This window comes from Mycobacterium lacus (assembly GCF_010731535.1).
GTDB lineage: Bacteria > Actinomycetota > Actinomycetes > Mycobacteriales > Mycobacteriaceae > Mycobacterium > Mycobacterium lacus.
Window position 1 is genome coordinate 153,645 of record NZ_AP022581.1, and the last position, 16,468, is coordinate 170,112.

The 16,468-nt window shown below is 65.8% G+C and carries 16 protein-coding genes and 1 pseudogene; 9 read left to right on the forward strand and 8 right to left on the reverse strand.

Annotation, left to right across the window (positions count from 1 at the left end; translation table 11 throughout):
- The first annotated feature begins 18 nt into the window (after positions 1-18).
- Together G6N24_RS00730 and G6N24_RS00735 are read left to right on the forward strand one after the other, a co-directional pair.
- The gene (locus tag G6N24_RS00730) at positions 19-738 is read left to right on the forward strand and encodes a phosphocholine cytidylyltransferase family protein (protein WP_085159245.1); all 720 of its coding nucleotides are present in this window, start codon (positions 19-21) and stop codon (positions 736-738) included.
- 57 nt (positions 739-795) lie between these two features.
- Positions 796-1,599, forward strand: a complete 804-nt coding sequence (locus G6N24_RS00735; RefSeq protein WP_085159247.1) for a glycerophosphodiester phosphodiesterase — start codon at positions 796-798, stop codon at positions 1,597-1,599.
- A gap of 76 nt (positions 1,600-1,675) precedes the next feature.
- Here the strand turns inward: G6N24_RS00735 and G6N24_RS00740 are convergent, their stop codons facing one another.
- The 8 genes from G6N24_RS00740 to lmeA form a co-directional block, all read right to left on the reverse strand.
- Positions 1,676-2,368 carry a sensor domain-containing protein gene (locus G6N24_RS00740; RefSeq protein ID WP_163745378.1) on the reverse strand — a complete coding sequence of 231 codons (693 nt, stop codon included), beginning with the start codon at positions 2,366-2,368 and terminating at the stop codon, positions 1,676-1,678.
- Entirely contained in the window at positions 2,365-3,186 is an 822-nt protein-coding gene (locus tag G6N24_RS00745) for a toll/interleukin-1 receptor domain-containing protein (protein WP_163745379.1), read from the reverse strand. The genes G6N24_RS00740 and G6N24_RS00745 overlap by 4 nt, the downstream gene beginning before the upstream one ends.
- 143 nt (positions 3,187-3,329) lie before the next feature.
- On the reverse strand, positions 3,330-5,696 hold the full coding sequence (locus G6N24_RS00750; RefSeq protein ID WP_085159251.1) for a hypothetical protein: 2,367 nt from the start codon (positions 5,694-5,696) through the stop codon (positions 3,330-3,332).
- A 100-nt stretch (positions 5,697-5,796) separates the two neighbouring features.
- Complete coding sequence (locus tag G6N24_RS00755; RefSeq protein WP_085159253.1) at positions 5,797-6,465, reverse strand: FABP family protein; 669 nt, start codon at positions 6,463-6,465, stop codon at positions 5,797-5,799.
- 172 nt (positions 6,466-6,637) lie between these two features.
- Positions 6,638-6,940, reverse strand: a complete 303-nt coding sequence (locus tag G6N24_RS00760; protein ID WP_085159255.1) for a DUF1416 domain-containing protein — start codon at positions 6,938-6,940, stop codon at positions 6,638-6,640.
- Position 6,941: 1 nt separating this feature from the next.
- Positions 6,942-7,775 carry a sulfurtransferase gene (locus tag G6N24_RS00765; RefSeq protein WP_085159257.1) on the reverse strand — a complete coding sequence of 278 codons (834 nt, stop codon included), beginning with the start codon at positions 7,773-7,775 and terminating at the stop codon, positions 6,942-6,944.
- Positions 7,776-7,966: 191 nt separating this feature from the next.
- Positions 7,967-8,143: an Ms5788A family Cys-rich leader peptide gene (locus G6N24_RS25605; RefSeq protein ID WP_372514550.1), complete on the reverse strand. Its 177-nt coding sequence runs from the start codon at positions 8,141-8,143 to the stop codon at positions 7,967-7,969.
- Complete coding sequence (gene lmeA / locus G6N24_RS00770) at positions 8,143-8,955, reverse strand: mannan chain length control protein LmeA (RefSeq protein WP_085159259.1); 813 nt, start codon at positions 8,953-8,955, stop codon at positions 8,143-8,145. Before lmeA ends, G6N24_RS25605 begins: the two co-directional genes overlap by 1 nt.
- A 220-nt stretch (positions 8,956-9,175) precedes the next feature.
- Here lmeA and G6N24_RS00775 point away from each other — a divergent pair, with 220 nt between their 5' ends.
- The 7 genes and pseudogenes from G6N24_RS00775 (at position 9,176) to pstB (ending at position 16,412) form a co-directional block, all read left to right on the forward strand.
- Complete coding sequence (locus G6N24_RS00775) at positions 9,176-10,573, forward strand: IS1380 family transposase (protein WP_085159334.1); 1,398 nt, start codon at positions 9,176-9,178, stop codon at positions 10,571-10,573.
- Between the two features lie 816 nt (positions 10,574-11,389).
- Positions 11,390-12,166 carry a winged helix-turn-helix transcriptional regulator gene (locus G6N24_RS00780; protein WP_139822378.1) on the forward strand — a complete coding sequence of 259 codons (777 nt, stop codon included), beginning with the start codon at positions 11,390-11,392 and terminating at the stop codon, positions 12,164-12,166.
- Positions 12,163-13,098: a mycothiol synthase gene (gene mshD, locus G6N24_RS00785; protein WP_085160186.1), complete on the forward strand. Its 936-nt coding sequence runs from the start codon at positions 12,163-12,165 to the stop codon at positions 13,096-13,098. Before G6N24_RS00780 ends, mshD begins: the two co-directional genes overlap by 4 nt.
- A gap of 244 nt (positions 13,099-13,342) precedes the next feature.
- Positions 13,343-13,531, forward strand: a pseudogene (locus G6N24_RS00790) (substrate-binding domain-containing protein); the annotation flags it as partial.
- 141 nt (positions 13,532-13,672) lie between these two features.
- A complete protein-coding gene (pstC, locus tag G6N24_RS00795) occupies positions 13,673-14,716 on the forward strand; it encodes a phosphate ABC transporter permease subunit PstC (protein WP_085160184.1) in 1,044 nt (347 codons plus the stop codon).
- On the forward strand, positions 14,713-15,636 hold the full coding sequence (pstA, locus tag G6N24_RS00800) for a phosphate ABC transporter permease PstA (RefSeq protein WP_085160182.1): 924 nt from the start codon (positions 14,713-14,715) through the stop codon (positions 15,634-15,636). Before pstC ends, pstA begins: the two co-directional genes overlap by 4 nt.
- A complete protein-coding gene (pstB, locus tag G6N24_RS00805; protein ID WP_085160180.1) occupies positions 15,636-16,412 on the forward strand; it encodes a phosphate ABC transporter ATP-binding protein PstB in 777 nt (258 codons plus the stop codon). The genes pstA and pstB overlap by 1 nt, the downstream gene beginning before the upstream one ends.
- Positions 16,413-16,468 lie beyond the last annotated feature (56 nt).

The following is a 16,468-nucleotide window of genomic DNA, read 5'->3' on the forward strand; positions in this document are numbered from 1 at the left end:
ACAACGAGAGGGGTCGGCATGAGCGAGATCCAGGTCGTCATCCTGGCCGCAGGACTCGGTACCCGGCTCAACCTGCCGCTACCTAAGCCGCTCGCCCCGCTCGCAGACGGCAGGAGCATCCTCGGCCACCAGCTGGACAACCTCCGCCAGGCCTTCGCCGACACCGCCCGGATCGCCGTGGTGGTCGGCTTCCGGTACGACCTGATCATGCGGGCCGCGCCGGAGGTCAGGTTCGTCTACAACGAGCGGTATGACGAAACTAACACCGCGCGGAGCCTGCTGAAGGCCCTGCGCAGCTCGCATTCCGGGGGCGTTCTGTGGCTCAATGGCGATGTGGTGTTCGACCCCCGACTGCTGGAGCGGGCCCAGCCGCTGATCGATAGTGATCTCACGTTCGCCTGCGTGAACACCGCTACTGTCGGCGAGGAGGAGGTCAAATATCGCACCGATGCCGACGGCTACCTGACAGAGCTCTCCAAGTCCGTCATCGACGGGCGCGGTGAGGCAGTAGGAATCAACTACGTGGCGTCCGCCGACAAGGCGGCGCTGATCGAGCACCTCGAGCGCTGCACCGACCAGGACTTCTTTGAACGCGGTATGGAATCCGCGATCAAGGAGGGCCGGCTGCGTGTTCAGGCGTTGGACATCTCCGATTGCTTCGTCGTTGAGGTGGACTTCGTCGATGACCTCGAGCGGGCGAACACGGAGGTGAGCAGGATCGTCACGCCCGCCGCGTGACCTCGTCCCCGGGAGCGACCCGGGGAGGGGTGCGGCAACCGGCCGTGACGGCGCATTATGAACGGCAGCAACGTCTTCCCGAACGGCTCCGAGCGGGTCTTCGGCCCCTCGTCCACAATCCTCGGCCATCGGGGATGCGGCCGAGGAACCGTCGACGGGTTCCTGGAGAACACCCTCGAGTCGTTCCTCGCGGCGGTGCAGTACGGTGTCGACTGGCTCGAGGTGGACGTCCGCCGCACCTCGGACGACCTGCTAGTCGTGGCGCACAACCCGGCCGATGACGACGGTGTCTTCTACGCCGACATCACCGGTCACGAGGCGTCCGACCGGGGCTCGCTACGCCTGGAGGAGCTGCTCGAGGCGCTGCCCCCGGGGATCGGCGTCGACTTCGACGTCAAGACATCGATGGAGGACGCGACCCGCGAGCGCGACCACACCACCATGGGACGGCTGGCCCCTGTCGTGGTGCGGGAGAGCCGCAGGCGGCCGGTGCTGGTGACCTCGTTCGACCCCGGGGCGCTGGACATCGCCCGCGAGCTGGCCCCTGGCGTGCCGCGCGGTCTGCTGACCTGGCTCCGGTTCCCGATCGGCCAGGCAGTCGCGGCGGCCGGACATCTAGACGTCCAGGTACTCGCCCCGCACTGGGGCTCGTTGCGTCCCAACCAGATCGAGCCGGAAGCGCTGCAACGGCCCCTCGAGTACGTCGTCGACCTGGTCCACCGCAGCGGACGGGAGTTCCTTGCCTGGTGTCCGCCCCTGGAGTTCGCGCCGGAGCTACTGGCTGTCGGAGTCGACGCCCTCTGCGTCAATGACGTCCCCGAGGCGCTGGCCTCCCTATTCCCGAGCTCAGCACGGCCTTGACGCCGCTCGTGCCGGGGCGCGCGGGGCGGCAACGACGTTCAAGTGCCGACGGCGAGCCGGCGCAGCGCACGACGACCTATTTGGTCGCCCGGGTGCCCATGTCCTCGGCCATCCGACCGGCTCCGTCGGTGATGTCCGGTCCGCACGCCTGGACGTCGATGACGACATCAGACACCGCGCTGAGCACGTGCTGGCAGCTCCGGCCGCTGCCGTCGGTCAGCGTGCGCACCTGTGTGATCTTCGGGGCGGCCCCGGTTACGTTTCCGACGCTCCACTCGTTCGTCTTGTTCGAACTGGTCAAACTGACGGTTTGGCCGGCACAGGACCGCCACTTCTCGGCCGACGCTTCTACAAACGCGCGGGCCTTCTCAGCAGACGCAAAACTCGCCACCGCTTCGACCACCCGGTGCCCGGAGTCATTTCCAGTGGTGTGGAGTACCTCGCTGCGCATCGCGGTGGGGCCGAAGGGCCGATACACCGATTCCTCGAGCGGTTCGAAAAAACCGAGGCACTCCGGGTTCGACAGCGTTCCCTGCTGGGCACGCAGCTGGTCGCCGTGCCCCGAGGACACGATGTTTGGGTCGCCCAGGATCGTGCCAATTTCTTGTGCGCCGAGCAGGATTGATTCCACGCGGGGCGGAGCAGCTGGAGCGTTGGCCGCGCCGGTTGGCTGCGCGGCCGGCTTGCGGCCGCCCCCTCCCTGGGTGGCAAAGACCACCACCAGCGCGATTGCGACGACGACGGCCAAGGCGACGCCGCCGATGATCAACAGCCGCTTGTTTGATCCGGCGCCCGCCGGTGTGGGCGAGACGCGTTGCCCCGTCGGCGGGCGCGGCGCCGCGCTGGTACCGGGCTGCGAAGGGTACCTGCGCCCGCCGGTCGCTGCGGTTCTGTCTTGGCGGGTGTTGGCGACGGACCCGCCGATTTGTCTTTGGCGTCGATCTCGGCCAGCACGTTGTCGATTTCGCTGCGGGTGCGGTAGGTGACGTCGTGTCGGAGGCGCAGCATGCGCAGCAGTTGGGCGATGTCGCTTCGAGCGCTGGGGTCGTCACCGTCCTCGTCGAGTCCGGATCTGAGTTCGACCATCAGTTGGAGCTGCTGTTGGGGGCTGAGTTCTTTTTCGGCGAGGGTGTTGCCCAACCGCGTTATGTAGCCGAACGGCACGGGCGGCTCTTCGGGCAGCGGCGAGGGCAACGGCTGGACCTTGCCGCGGAGCGCGTGGATGGCGGTAACCAGTTGGATGCCGGCATCGACGGTCGGGTTTTGGTAGTCGATGATCTGCAGATTGGCGACGGGATTGACCCGGACGCTGTCGACCGGCCCCACCTTGACCGGAAGGATCGGCCGGTTTAGAGCCTGCGCGTAGCGCAACTCGGCTTGACTCGGCTTGGACTGCAGCCAGTGATTCGACAGCGCGACGATGAAAACCTCACAGGTGCGGATCTGCTCCAGGATTGCGCTCCACCAGGCGTCCCCACCCCCCAGCTCTTGGTCGAACCAAACCTGCTGTTGGGCGCGTTTGAGCGCGGTCGTCAGGGCCTCGAGCGACGACCTGTCTTGGCTCGAGTAGCTGATAAACAGGGCCATTAACAGTCTCCTCGACGACAGCCATAGGGAGCTAACACGGCGAATCCGACAAGCGACGGTAGCTCATGGTGTTGGGCGCAGCAATCGTCGTTGGCAAACGCGCGCCCCGACCGTGTGGTCGAGGCGTTCATCCCCAGCGATCCCTACACATCGGTGACGGTCGCCTCGGCCGGGGGATGGAATTCGGCGTAACGGCGTGCGAACTCGTGGCCCGGAACCGGCCATTGCTCGCCGTCGGCGCCCCGGACGACCCAGTCCCCGTCCGCGGCAACGGCGGGGCCTTCCAACGTGTTGATGGTTTCGCCCCCGTTTGCCGGTCGGGCCTGGACCAGCCCCCTTCTGCGCCATTGCCCGTCGCCGGCCGGCTCGTAGGTGGCCCGGAAGATGTCGCCGCGCACCGACCAAGTCTTCCCGTCGGCGTGCACCGCCCAATCTCCGGCGGCGGCCCGCATGGTGTGTCCCGAATCCGACTTCCACGTCCACGGTGTGCTCCGTTGTTCGGCGGTGACAGTCCCGACTCGGGTGAACGACCGCCACAGCGGACGGGACCGAAAGCCGAGCTGGCGCAGGCTCCACAGGGTTCCCGCCAAACTGCGTATTGCGGCGTTGCGCAGATCCGGCGTGCTTTCGACCACCGACCAGTCGACCAGCTTGTCGTGAATCTTGCGCGAGTCGTCGCGTGGGGAGCCGTATTTCCAGCCGTTGCGGCGGTAGTAGCGACACCAGTCTTCATGTTCTGCCCGTGCCATGTTTATCGCGGAGTAGTGGTCGAAGCCCATGAGTGAAAGCTGTTCAAGTGGCGGCAATCCGGCCATATCGCGCCCGGATAGCTGGGCCGGCGGGCTGCCCCAGGTATTCCAGGTATGTCCCGCGATCCGTTCAACCATCCACAACGCGTTGCGCACCTGGCGTCGATTGGATCCGCGGTAGAACTCGCTAAGCTCCGCCCACGGCATCGAGGCCGGGGACCGCGGCGCCTCCGGGTCGATCGTCGCGACGTAGCGCTCGTGGATCAGCCTTGCCGCCCGTTCCCAGGCGTCCTGGACCTGACCCTCCCGGGTGTCCAGCACCAGGGAGTAGGACTGCAGCAGCCCGACGACGGGGATCGAGTCGTCGGCGATGCTGGTGTTGCGGTCCGAGGTGTAAACGGGCATCTCGGGGAAGCGGGCGGCCAGCCTGGTGCCGGTCGTCGCGGCGTGGGTGTCCACCAAGATCACCGCGCAGGTCGCGGGGCCGGCATCACCGATCAGCTTCACCATGGTCGGTATCGTCGGCGCCTCCGCTATCGCGTCGATTGTCGGTCCCTCCGACATGAATCCGGATTGCTGACGGTAAAACTCGTGATCCCTCAGGTAGTCCTCGGCGTCTCCGTCGACGAGTGTGAGCGTCGGCAGCGGAGCTGCGCCGGGCGGGGTGTAGAAGTCGCGCTCCAGCGCGCGACGGGTCAGGTTCGCGCACAGTGCCAGCGTCAATTGCGAAGTGCCGCAGACGAATACGCGCTGTATGTTGCCTGCGGCGACGATGCCGTCGAGTAGCCGGCCAGCGGTCACCTCGTACTTGCCGACCACATCGGCCGCCCACCGGGTGTCGGATCCGCCGAACTGCTGGGCGCGCCACGCTTCGGCCAACCATGGGTCGTCGATGCGCACGATGAGGGGCAACCGTTGCTTGTTGGCGACCTCGGACAGCCGACGACTGATCAGGTCCAGCCACAACAGGTTGATCGCCGGGTCGGCCGCCATCAGGTAGAGCCGACCGAGGTGGCGCCACAACCGTAGCGACACCAGGGTGGACGGCGTGTTGAAGTCCACCAGCACCACCCGGGCGCCCCGCCTGCGGGCCCGCTGTACCAGGTCGTCGCCGGCGCCGGTGATGACGACCAATGTGCCGCGCCGATCCAACGTCCGGGCGACCGCGCTGATCATCGGCAGGGCGTCGTCATCGACACCGACAATGGCGGTGACGGAATCGGCGAGGTTGGCCCGCAGCCTGTCCACCTGCGACCGGAAGACGCCGACCACGACGCCACCCAACCCGGTGAAGATCGCCGACAGCGCCGCTATCCGGGCCAGTTCTAGGCCGACCGGGGTGGGGTTCGGGCAGGTATGCCCGCTCAGTGAATAGTCACCGATCCCGCCCTTGACCAACTGGGCGGTCGCCATCAGCGGGGTGAAAAAGGCCGGGTGATTGGCGTCGTGACATCCCCAATAGGCGCTGAGGGCCAGGACCGCACTCATGGAAATGAGGACTGCGATCACGGTGAACGAAACTCCCACCAACCGGTGGCTGCCGTCCGCCCGAAAGGTCAGCACGCACGCCGTGATCAACACCGCGACCATGATTCCGAGCGTCGGCATCGATCCCGGCCGGCCGAACCACCCCAGCCAGGCCGGCAACGCGTCGATGGTGGCGGGCTGCAGCGACACGACGGCCAGATAACCGATCAACACCAGGCCGACCACGGACACGGCCCACCGCGCGGCGGGCGGGGTTGTCCTCGTACGCGGCATCCGTCGACTTCCTTTCGTCGTATCGGCTGCTCGGACGTCGAACAGTAAGCAGAATCGGCTGCTGAAGGCAACAACGGGACCGGGTTACCCCGGTGTGCCGCTACCCGACGAACCGGGACAGCCGCGCCGACAGATGTGGCACCAGCCCGCCGTCGGCATCCACCCGTTCCTCGACATAGGCCAGGTCGCCACCCTCGACGATGCCGTAGAGCCGTTTGGCGCCGCCGACCAGCAGGCCCGACCGACTGCGGGCGAGCGCATCGGTCACCAACTCCCACGACGAGTGCGTTCGCGGCCGCCCGTAGAACAATTCGATATAGCCGGCCGAATGGGCCAACAACAATTCGATGGCTTGAGACTCGGTCGGGTCGTCGGGATCGCTGACAAAGCGCCAGAAGCCCGCCTCCCGTAACCCTGGTTCCCGGTACTCGCCGCTGTCGTTCAGCCGCCACGACCGGGCTTCCCAATTCAGATAGTCGCCGCCGTCATGCGAGACCACGATCTGCTGGCCGAACCGGTAATCCCCATCGTGTCCTCGGCCTTCGCCTTCGCCGCGCCACACGCCGACCAGCGGAAGCAGCGCCAGCAGCGCGTCGTTCAGGTTGGCGCCCTCGCGCAGATTCGCGGTGTCGGCGGGAATCGGCAGATCGTCGAAGGAGGGGATGTTGCGCGCCGCGGTCAGCTTGGCTCGTTCCGCGGCGGCGGCAACCGCTCGGTCACCGGAGCCTGCGAGATCGTCCGCTCTGTCGGGGCCCTCGTCGGATGTCACGACTCGTCAGTGATGAGACGGTACAGCACATACAGCGCAAACCATGAGATGACCAAGGTCGCCGCGACCAGCATGATCTCGAAGAACAGCACCACGGGGACGAGTCTATTCGCCTTTATCCGGTGGTGGCGGCTTCCGGGGCTGGGCCTGTCTGGCCGCCATTCGGACCGAGTCAGGCGATCTTGACGTCCACCTCGTGGATGCCCGCACCCGTCGGCTCCACGATTGCGTCGCCGTTGCCGACCTTCGACAACGCGCGCAGCGTCCAGGATCCCGGTGCCGCGAAGAACCGGAAGTCACCAGTGGCCGATGCGACGACTTCCGCGGTGAACTCGTCGGAGGAGTCCAGCAGGCGCACAAACGCGCCGCCCACGGCCTGACCGTCACGGTCCACGACACGGCCGGTGATCACGGTTTCCTTCTCCAAGTCGACGCTGGCGGGCAACGTCAGTCCTTGCTTCGGTCCAGAGCACATATCAGCTTCCCAACTCGATCGGGGCACCCACCAGGGAGCCGTATTCTGTCCAACTGCCGTCGTAGTTCTTGACGTTCTTGTGGCCGAGTAATTCCTGCAAAACGAACCAGGTGTGCGAGGAACGTTCCCCGATCCGGCAGTACGCAATCGTTTCCTTGGTGCCGTCCAGGCCGGCGTCCGCGTACAGCTCGGCCAACTCCTCGTCGGACTTGAAGGTGCCGTCCTCGTTGGCGGCCTTGCTCCACGGCACGTTGATGGCGCCGGGGATATGTCCTGGCCGCTGGCTTTGCTCCTGCGGCAGGTGCGCGGGCGCCAGGATCTTGCCGGAGAACTCGTCGGGGGAACGCACGTCCACCAGGTTCTTGACGCCGATGGACGCGAGGACCTCGTCCCTGAACGCCCGGATCGAGTTGTCCGGTGGTGCCGCGGTGTAGGAGGTCGCCGGCCTACCGACGGGGTCGCTGGACAGCGGGCGACCGTCGAGCTCCCACTTCTTGCGTCCGCCGTCCAGCAGCTTGACTTGAGAGTGCCCGTAGAGCTTGAAGTACCAGTACGCGTAGGCGGCGAACCAGTTGTTGTTGCCGCCGTAGAGGATCACCGTGTCGTCGTTGGCGATGCCGCGATCGCTGAGCAGCTTCGAAAACTGCTGGGCGTCGACGAAGTCGCGCTTGACCGGGTCCTGCAAATCGGTGCGCCAATCCAGCTTGATCGCGCCCGGGAGGTGGCCGGTGTCGTACGCGGTGGTGTCCTCGTCGACCTCGACGAAGACGACGTTGGCGGCGTCGAGGTTGCTCTCAGCCCAGTCGGCGGAGACCAGGACGTCCGAGCGTGCCATGGTGGGGATCCTTTCGATTTGCGGTTGCTGACCGGGTGGTCAACCGGCGAGTATCTACGCCGACATTCCCGGCGGGGCGTTGGTGGTCGACACGGTGATACTCCTAGGTGCTCCGTTGCACAGGAATGGCGGGGAGACATGCGACGGTGGGGCTCCGAGCCGCTCCGAGTGCTATGCGGGAGCGCGCGTACTCAGCAGCTACAGCAACAGCAACATCCCGCAATGCGGCACAGATCAACTGCGCGACGCTTGGTGAGCATGGGCTCAAGGCGGGCTGACACGTCGGCAAGCTTACCCAAAGACATAGTGATCAAGCCAACAGCGATTGCGCAGCACCGCGATACCCTCGCTACGGTCATGGCGGTCATCACTGCTTAAACCCTTCCAGGGTGATGGTTACTCCCCGGGTGATGCCTTCGATGATGACGTCGGAACCGCGTGCCCCCACGGTGGTCGGGGCCACTCCGAACGGCAGCCGCTGGTTGGTCAGCCTGCCGCTGAAGGCGTGGAGCACCGCGTCCCGTTTGTCGTCCGGAACGACCTGGTTCGCGGTTTCGGGTCCGGTGACGACGCGTGTGGCGGTCAACACCAATGTCGCTTGGTCATACGGGGCGATCGAAAGGTCTACCGAGATGCTGACCCGGTGGTCGAAATTGGCCGACTTCGGTGGGGTGCCGCTGAACACCAGCCCGTGGTTGCCGGATATCCCGGACTCGGTGGTACCGCCGGTGGCGTCGTTGGTGTCCTGGGGCGGCGCCTCGACCATCAGGTCGTTGATGCCCAGATACCGGCCCAGATGCATCGAGTCAATGATGATTCGGCTCTCCAGCTTGCCCACCGGGAGCTTGGCATCGGGCCTGACCAGCCACGATGCGTAGGTCAGGTCGATCGAGTGCATAGTGGCCTCGAGCGTTGCCTTGCCGACCATCGCGTGATCGATCGCGTTGGCCTTGATCTCGAGCTCTTTGTAGTGATCCCGCATCGCCTGCGGGATGAACGGGAATGCCAGGATCGCGACGAACGGGTCCGACCCCAGGTTTGCCGCCTTGCGCACATTGCACGAGAGGCGGTACTCGGCGTAGATGCTCGCGCCGAAATCGACCCCGACGGCACCGGCGGCGATGACGGCTAACGTGACCGCCGCTGCGATCACCCCGATGAGCACCTTTCGCATCCGCATATTGTCGCCTAGCAGCTGGCTGGGATTGACCGGCCGGCGCCTCGCGCTTCCGTCCGGATCACTCCCATGCAACCGGGTGGTGCCTCGACGACGTCGGGCTAGCCCGGATTTTTCGCGAAACTGTGCGTGACACGGTGTTGAGTTAGCGAAAGTGCCTGTCCTGCAATGGATAATGAGGTTTCTTCAAGTCGTCAGTATCCAGCGGGGAGGCACTTTCTAAGTGAACGGTAGCGCAGCGGGTCCGCGGGTGAAAGTATCAGCCGACGGTGCCGGTGTCGTGTCGCATGCCGGGGTGGGCATGCTGCGGGAGGTCGCCGATCTGACCGGGCTGTCGTCGCAGGTCACAGCCGTGTTGGCCGATACCTACCGGGGGCCGTGGATGCATGCACCCGGGGTGGTGTTCGCTGATCTGGCCGCGGCGGTGGCCGACGGCGCGGACTGCATCGATTCGGTCGGCGCATTGTGGGGTGACCGCCAGCAGGCGTTCGGGCCGGTGGCCTCGACGAGCACGCTGTGGCGGTTGGTTGATGAGCGCATCGACGCCGCGCATCTGCCGGGGATTCGGGCGGCCCGCGCGCATGCCCGCGCCCAGGCGTGGGCGGCCGGGGCGGCCCCCGAGCACGGTGGGTGGCTGCACCTGGATGTCGATGCCACCATCTGCGTTGATCATTCCGACAACAAGGAAAACGCGGCAGCGACCTGGAAGAAAACCTTCGGATTCCACCCGCTGCTGGTGTTTTTGGACCGTCCCGACATCGCCGCCGGGGAGGCCTTGGCCGGGTTGCTGCGCGCAGGCAACGCCGGCTCGAACACCACCGCCGACCACATCACCGTTCTTGAGCAGGCGCTGGAATCGCTACCGGCGGCCTACCGTCCCGACCCGGACAACCCCGACGGGCCGGCGGTGTTGATCCGCTCGGATTCGGCCGGGGCCACCTACGGGTTCGCCGCGGCCTGCCGTACCGCGCACGTGGGGTTCTCCTTGGGCGCGGTCATCGACTCCCGCGTGCAAAACGCTGTCGAGATCCTCAACGACGCCGATGCCTGGTATCCGGCCATCGACACCGACGGCGCCATCCGCGACGGCGCCTGGGTCGCCGAGGCCACCGATCTGGTGGATCTGTCGGCTTGGCCGGCCGGCACGCGGTTGGTCCTACGCAAGGAGCGCCCGCACCCCGGCGCCCAGTTGCGGTTCACCGATTCTGACGGCCACCGGGTCACCGGGTTTCTCACCGACACCGCCGACGGGGCCATCCCCGGCCAGCTGGCCGGCCTGGAGTTGCGCCACCGCCAACACGCCCGGGTGGAAGACCGCATCCGCCAAGCCAAAGCCACCGGCCTGCGGAATCTACCGTTCAGTGCTTTTGACGCCAATGCCGCCTGGCTTGAAATCGTCCTGGCAGCCACCGATCTGATCGCCTGGACCAAACTGATCGGCTTCACCGAGGACCCGGACCTGGCGCGCTGCGAGATCGCCGCCTTCCGCTACCGGGTGCTGCACGTGGCCGCCCGCATCACCCGCGGCGCCCGCCAGGTTCGCCTGCGCATCGACGCCACCTGGCGCTGGGCCAAGGCCATCACCGCCGCCTGGATTCGCATCCGCGCCGCCTTCACCTAACCACCCGACCTCCCTGACCCGACCAGACGAAAGACCCCGGCCCCCAGGAAGCCCGCCCACCGGCACGACAGCCGGCGACCTGTCGCACCCACCTGCCAGAATCGGCGTCACCAGCCGGCCAGAACCCCGCTCACACCCCACCCATCAAGCAGCGCGAAAAATCGAGGCTAGGCCGACAACATTCCCAATTGCGTCACATCGGTCACAGTCGTCACATGTGTATCTGTCTTGAAAGGGCCACAATTTGCCCACCTCGTAGCGACAGCCGGCCCGCTGGTGAATCGGCCCCTGCAGGTGTGGACGAGGCCAAGAGACGCCGTCAGATCGCTTCAGCCCGATCGGAGTACCCGATCACCCTCGCTGAATAGCTCAATCGTTCCGGTTCTGTGGGCGGCACCATGGTGAAATAGCCGGCTGTCGCTACGAGGTGGGCACAAAGAGCATTCCGCCCGGCGGGGGCCAATGTGGCGGATGTGACGAGCATCGTCGCAGCGCGTGGCTGGATGGCGCTGCTCCTCAGCGTTCCGTCCCGGAACGCATCGTCGCAGCGCGTGGCTGGATGGCGCTGCTCCTCAGCGTTCCGTCCCGGAACGCATCGTCGCAGCGCGTGGCTGGATGGCGCTGCTCCTCAGCGTTCCGTCCCGGAACGCATCGTCGCAGCGCGTGGCTGGATGGCGCTGCTCCTCAGCGTTCCGTCCCGGAACGCATCGTCGCAGCGCGGAAGACCAGGTGGCACGTTATCGTTAGATGAGCTGGCCGCTAACGCCACATGGCGCGATGAATTGGGAGATGCCTTTCCCACCAGGCTGGAGGGGCTTGTTGGACCTATTACTGCTGACCTCGGAGCTGTATCCCGACCCGGTTTTGCCGTCGCTGTCGCTGCTTTCCCACACCGTGCGTACCGCGCCGCCGGAGGCCTCGTCGTTGCTGGAGGCGGGAAACGCGGACGCGGTACTTGTCGACGCGCGCAACGACCTCTCGTCCGCGCGCGGTCTGTGCCGCCTGCTGAGCACGGCGGGCCGGTCGACGCCCGTCCTGGCGGTGGTTAGCGAAGGGGGGCTGGTGGCGGTCAGCGCTGACTGGGGGCTGGATGAGATCCTGTTGCCGAGCACCGGTCCCGCCGAGATCGACGCCAGACTGCGGCTGGTGGTTGGCCGACGCGGCGGTATGGCCGACCAGGAAAGCGTCGGCAAGGTGAGCCTGGGAGAGCTGGTAATCGACGAAGGCACCTACACCGCGCGCCTGCGTGGCCGTCCGCTGGACCTCACCTACAAAGAATTCGAGCTGCTGAAATACCTTGCGCAGCATGCCGGCCGGGTGTTCACCCGCGCGCAGCTGCTACACGAGGTATGGGGCTATGACTTCTTCGGCGGCACCCGGACTGTCGACGTGCACGTCCGGCGACTGCGGGCCAAGCTCGGCCCCGAGCACGAAGCGTTGATCGGGACGGTGCGCAACGTGGGGTACAAGGCGGTTCGACCGGCGCGCGGCCGATCGCCGGTCGCCGACCCCGACGAAGACGCAGGCGAAGAAGCCGAGCCCGGCCAAGACAGTTTGCAAGACCCGTTGGCCGATCCGCTGCGCAGTCAGTGACGCTTGACTGGCGCCGGACGCTGACCGCCGACGAGCAGCAGGGCGTGCGCGAACTCGTCACGGCGGCAACCGAATTCGACGGTATAGCCCCCGTCGGTGAGCAGGTGTTGCGGGAACTCGGCCGGGAACGCACCGAGCATCTACTGGTTACCGATGCGCGCTCGGACAAAACGGTCATCGGCTACCTCAATCTTGGTGCGCCGCGTGAATCGGCTGGCGCGATGGCCGAGCTCGTGGTACACCCGCGGGCCCGTCGCCGCGGTGTTGGCAGCTCGATGGCGCGCGCGGCATTGACCAGGTCCGCCGGGCATAACCAGTTCTGGGCGCACGGCACCCTCGAGGCTGCCCGGGCGACGGCATCCGCGCTGGGCCTGGTTCCGGTCCGCGAACTGGTGCAGCTGCGCCGCACCCTGGGTGATATCCCCGAACCGGAGATCCCCGACCGGTTCCGCGAGGTGCGGGTTCGCACCTACGCGGGCCCGTCGGATGACAGCGAGCTGTTGCGGGTCAACAACGCCGCGTTCGCCGGGCATCCCGAACAGGGCGGCTGGACCGCAGTGCAGCTCGCCGAGCGGCGCGACGAGCCGTGGTTCGATCCCGCGGGGTTATTCCTCGCCTTCGACGACTCCTCAACCGAACAGGCCGGCAGGCTGATCGGCTTTCACTGGACCAAAGTTCATGCCGAGCGGCCGGGCTTGGGCGAGGTCTACGTCCTGGGTGTCGACCCATCGGCGCAGGGCCGCGGGCTCGGTAAGGTGTTGACGTCGATCGGCATCGCGTCGCTGGCGCAACGGCTGGCGGGCTCCGACGACCCCACCGTGATGCTCTACGTGGAGTCGGACAACCTCGCCGCGGTGCGGACCTATCAGAGCCTGGGTTTCACCACCTACAGCGTCGACACCGCCTACGCGCAGCCCGCCACCGGCGGCTGACCGAAATCCCAGGTGAACTCCGGTTGTTCAGCTGTCGTTCACCGACCAGGACGTCGTTTGGCCGCCGACGGCGCATATCTTCCGATTGAGTTGGCAACGCAACCTCCGTGTGGGGAAACGGCAAGCAGCGCCGGCAACCGTCGACAATGCAGTGAAGAAAGCGAGATCGGTGAGGCTCGGCACGGTGCCCAAGCGGCTGGCGGCGGCGGTGGTCGCGGTGACACTCTGCGGTGGGGTTTCGACTACGCCCATCCACCGGTCGGACTCGTCGGGAACCACCGATAACTTCCAGAAGTATCTGACCGCCGCCGCACCAGAGAGCTGGAGCAGAGGTGTCGGCACCGAGTTTCAGGGCGGTGTCGGCGAAGGTGCCCAGAGGTCGGCTGGTGTGGTCCAGGCCGTGCAGGTCACGCCCGGCGCCATCGGTTGCGTTCCCTTGCCAGATAGAGTCAGGGAGCGCCTGGTCATCGCGGTCAACGCAATGGAATGACCGGTTGACCACGAGTGACTTGGATCAACAGGACCGAAAGAGGGTCAGCGGAGGGACGGCACTGCCAACCGTGATGGGTTCACCGTGACAACGCCAAACCCGGCCGACGCAGGTTCGGGTGCAGTCGTCGCTGCCCCCTTCCCCGAACCTCCAGTCGTCCCGATCAGCCCTTGGGGCAGCGCCAAACCGAGAATGGGAGACCGGATCTTTCGGTGGCTGTCGCAGTGTTCCGGTGTCTTGATCGTCGTCCTGATCGTCATGATCGGAGCTTTCTTGCTCTGGCGCTCGATGCCGGCGCTCGCGCGCAACAAAGCGAATTTTCTTAACTACAGGGGCGTCTGGGTCACAACCGACCCGTCGGCGATGCGATTCGGCATCCTAGATCTACTGCAGGTGACCGTGCTCGTGTCGTTGTTCGCGCTAGTGCTGGCGATGCCGGTCGCGCTGGGGGTTGCGATCTTCCTCACCCAGTACGCCCCGCGACGGGTTGCCGGGGCGCTGGCCTACGTCGTGGATCTGCTCGCCGCGGTGCCTTCGATCATCTACGGCGTCTGGGGCCTGCACGTGCTGGCCCCCCAGCTGCGGCCGATGGCGACCTGGCTCAACCACTCGCTGGGCTGGTGCTTCCTGTTCGCCACCGGCAATTCATCGGTGACCGGTGGCGGCACCATCTTCACCGGCGGGATCGTCTTGGCGGCGATGATCCTGCCGATCATCACCGCGGTCACGCGCGAAGTGTTCGTTCAGACTCCGCAGGGTCAGATCGAGGCTGCGCTGGCGCTCGGCGCCACGCGGTGGGAGGTGGTCAAGACGACGGTGTTGCCGTTCGGGCGATCCGGATATGTCAGCGGCGCGATGCTGGGGCTGGGCCGCGCCCTCGGTGAGACGGTTGCGCTGTTGATCATCCTGCGCGGCACCCAGGCAGCGTTCGGTTGGTCGCTGTTCGACGGCGGTTCCACCTTCGCAACCAAGATCGCTGGCGCCGCTTGGGAATTCACCGACCAATACAAGGCCGGCGCGTATATCGCCGCGGGACTGGTGCTTTTCCTGCTTACCTTCGTGGTCAACGCCCTGGCGCGCGCGGCCGTAGCCGGACTGGTAACCAGAACCGGAAGACGAAACCGATGACCTCGATGTTGGACCGTCCCCTGAAGGCCCGGACGCTCTCGGGGGTCGGGCGGCGCCGCCGAGTCGCGAACAACGTCGCGACCGCGTTGGTGACGCTGTCGACGGTGATCGCCCTGACACCGTTGCTGTGGGTGCTGAGCTCGGTGATCGCCAAGGGGTTCAAGGCGGTCACATCGACCGTGTGGTGGACGCACTCACAAGCTGGTATGACCGCGTTCGTGGCTGGTGGCGGTGCCTACCACGCCGTCGTTGGCACGGTCCTACAGGGATTGTTATGCGCTGTGGTTTCTGTTCCGATTGGCCTCTTGGCCGCGATCTTTCTGGTCGAATACGGTGGTGAAACAATCCTGGGCAGGCTCGTCACATTCATGGTGGACATCCTGACCGGTGTGCCCTCTATCGTGGCGGCACTGTTTATCTACGCAGTCGGTGTGGGAACGTTGGGTTTTCCTCGATCGGAGTTCGCGGTGTCATTGGCGCTGGCGTTGTTGATGCTGCCGGTGATCGTGCGGGCGACGGAGGAGATGCTGCGCATCGTTCCGGCAGATCTCCGCGAGGCAAGTTACGCGCTGGGGATCCCCAAGTGGAAAACCATTGCCAGGGTCGTGATCCCGACAGGACTGTCCGGCATCGTCACAGGGATCATGCTGGCGTTAGGCAGGGTGATGGGTGAGACGGCGCCGCTGCTTGTCCTGGTCGGTTATTCGCAGGCCATGAACTTCAACGTGGTTGGCGGTTTCCTGGGATCGTTGCCTGGCATGATGTATGACCAGATATCGGCTGGCGCTGGCACCAATCCGGTTGCCGCCGATCGGTTGTGGGGCGCCGCGTTAACACTGATCCTGGTAATCGCCGTCGTCAACATCGCGGCCAGGGCGGTCGCGAAGATCTTTTCACCAAGTCGTAGGCAGGTGGTCTAGTGGCCAAACGGTTGGACCTCAAGGACGTCAACATCTACTACGGGTCGTTTCAGGCGGTGGCGGATGTCTCCCTGTCGGTTCTGCCGCGAAGCGTGACAGCGTTCATCGGTCCGTCGGGCTGCGGCAAGACGACCGTGTTGCGCATCCTAAATCGGATGCACGAGGTGATCCCCGGTGCGCGGGTCGAGGGGACCGTGCTTCTCGACGACGAAAACATCTACGGCCCCGGCGTCGACCCGGTCGGTGTTCGCCGCGCCATCGGGATGGTGTTCCAGCGGCCGAACCCGTTCCCCGCCATGTCGATCCGCAACAACGTGGTGGCCGGTCTGCGGCTACAAGGTGTGCGCAATCGCAAGGTGCTCGATGAAACCGCCGAATACTCACTGCGCGGCGCGAACCTGTGGGACGAGGTGAAGGATCGGTTGGACAAGCCCGGCGGTGGGTTGTCCGGAGGGCAGCAGCAGCGGTTGTGCATCGCACGCGCCATCGCCGTGCAACCCGATGTGTTGCTGATGGACGAGCCGTGCTCCTCGCTGGACCCCATCTCGACGATGGCCATCGAGGATCTGATCAGTGAGTTGAAACAGGATTACACCATCGTCATCGTCACCCACAACATGCAGCAGGCTGCGCGGGTCAGCGATCAGACGGCGTTCTTCAACCTGGAATCCGTCGGAAAGCCCGGCCGGCTGGTGGAAATCGACGACACCGAGAAGATCTTTTCCAACCCCAGTCGGAAGGCCACCGAGGACTACATCTCCGGACGCTTCGGTTAGCTCGACGACGATGCAGCCCGCGCGGCGGGGTGAGGTGGGGGTACCCCAGCCGCGAA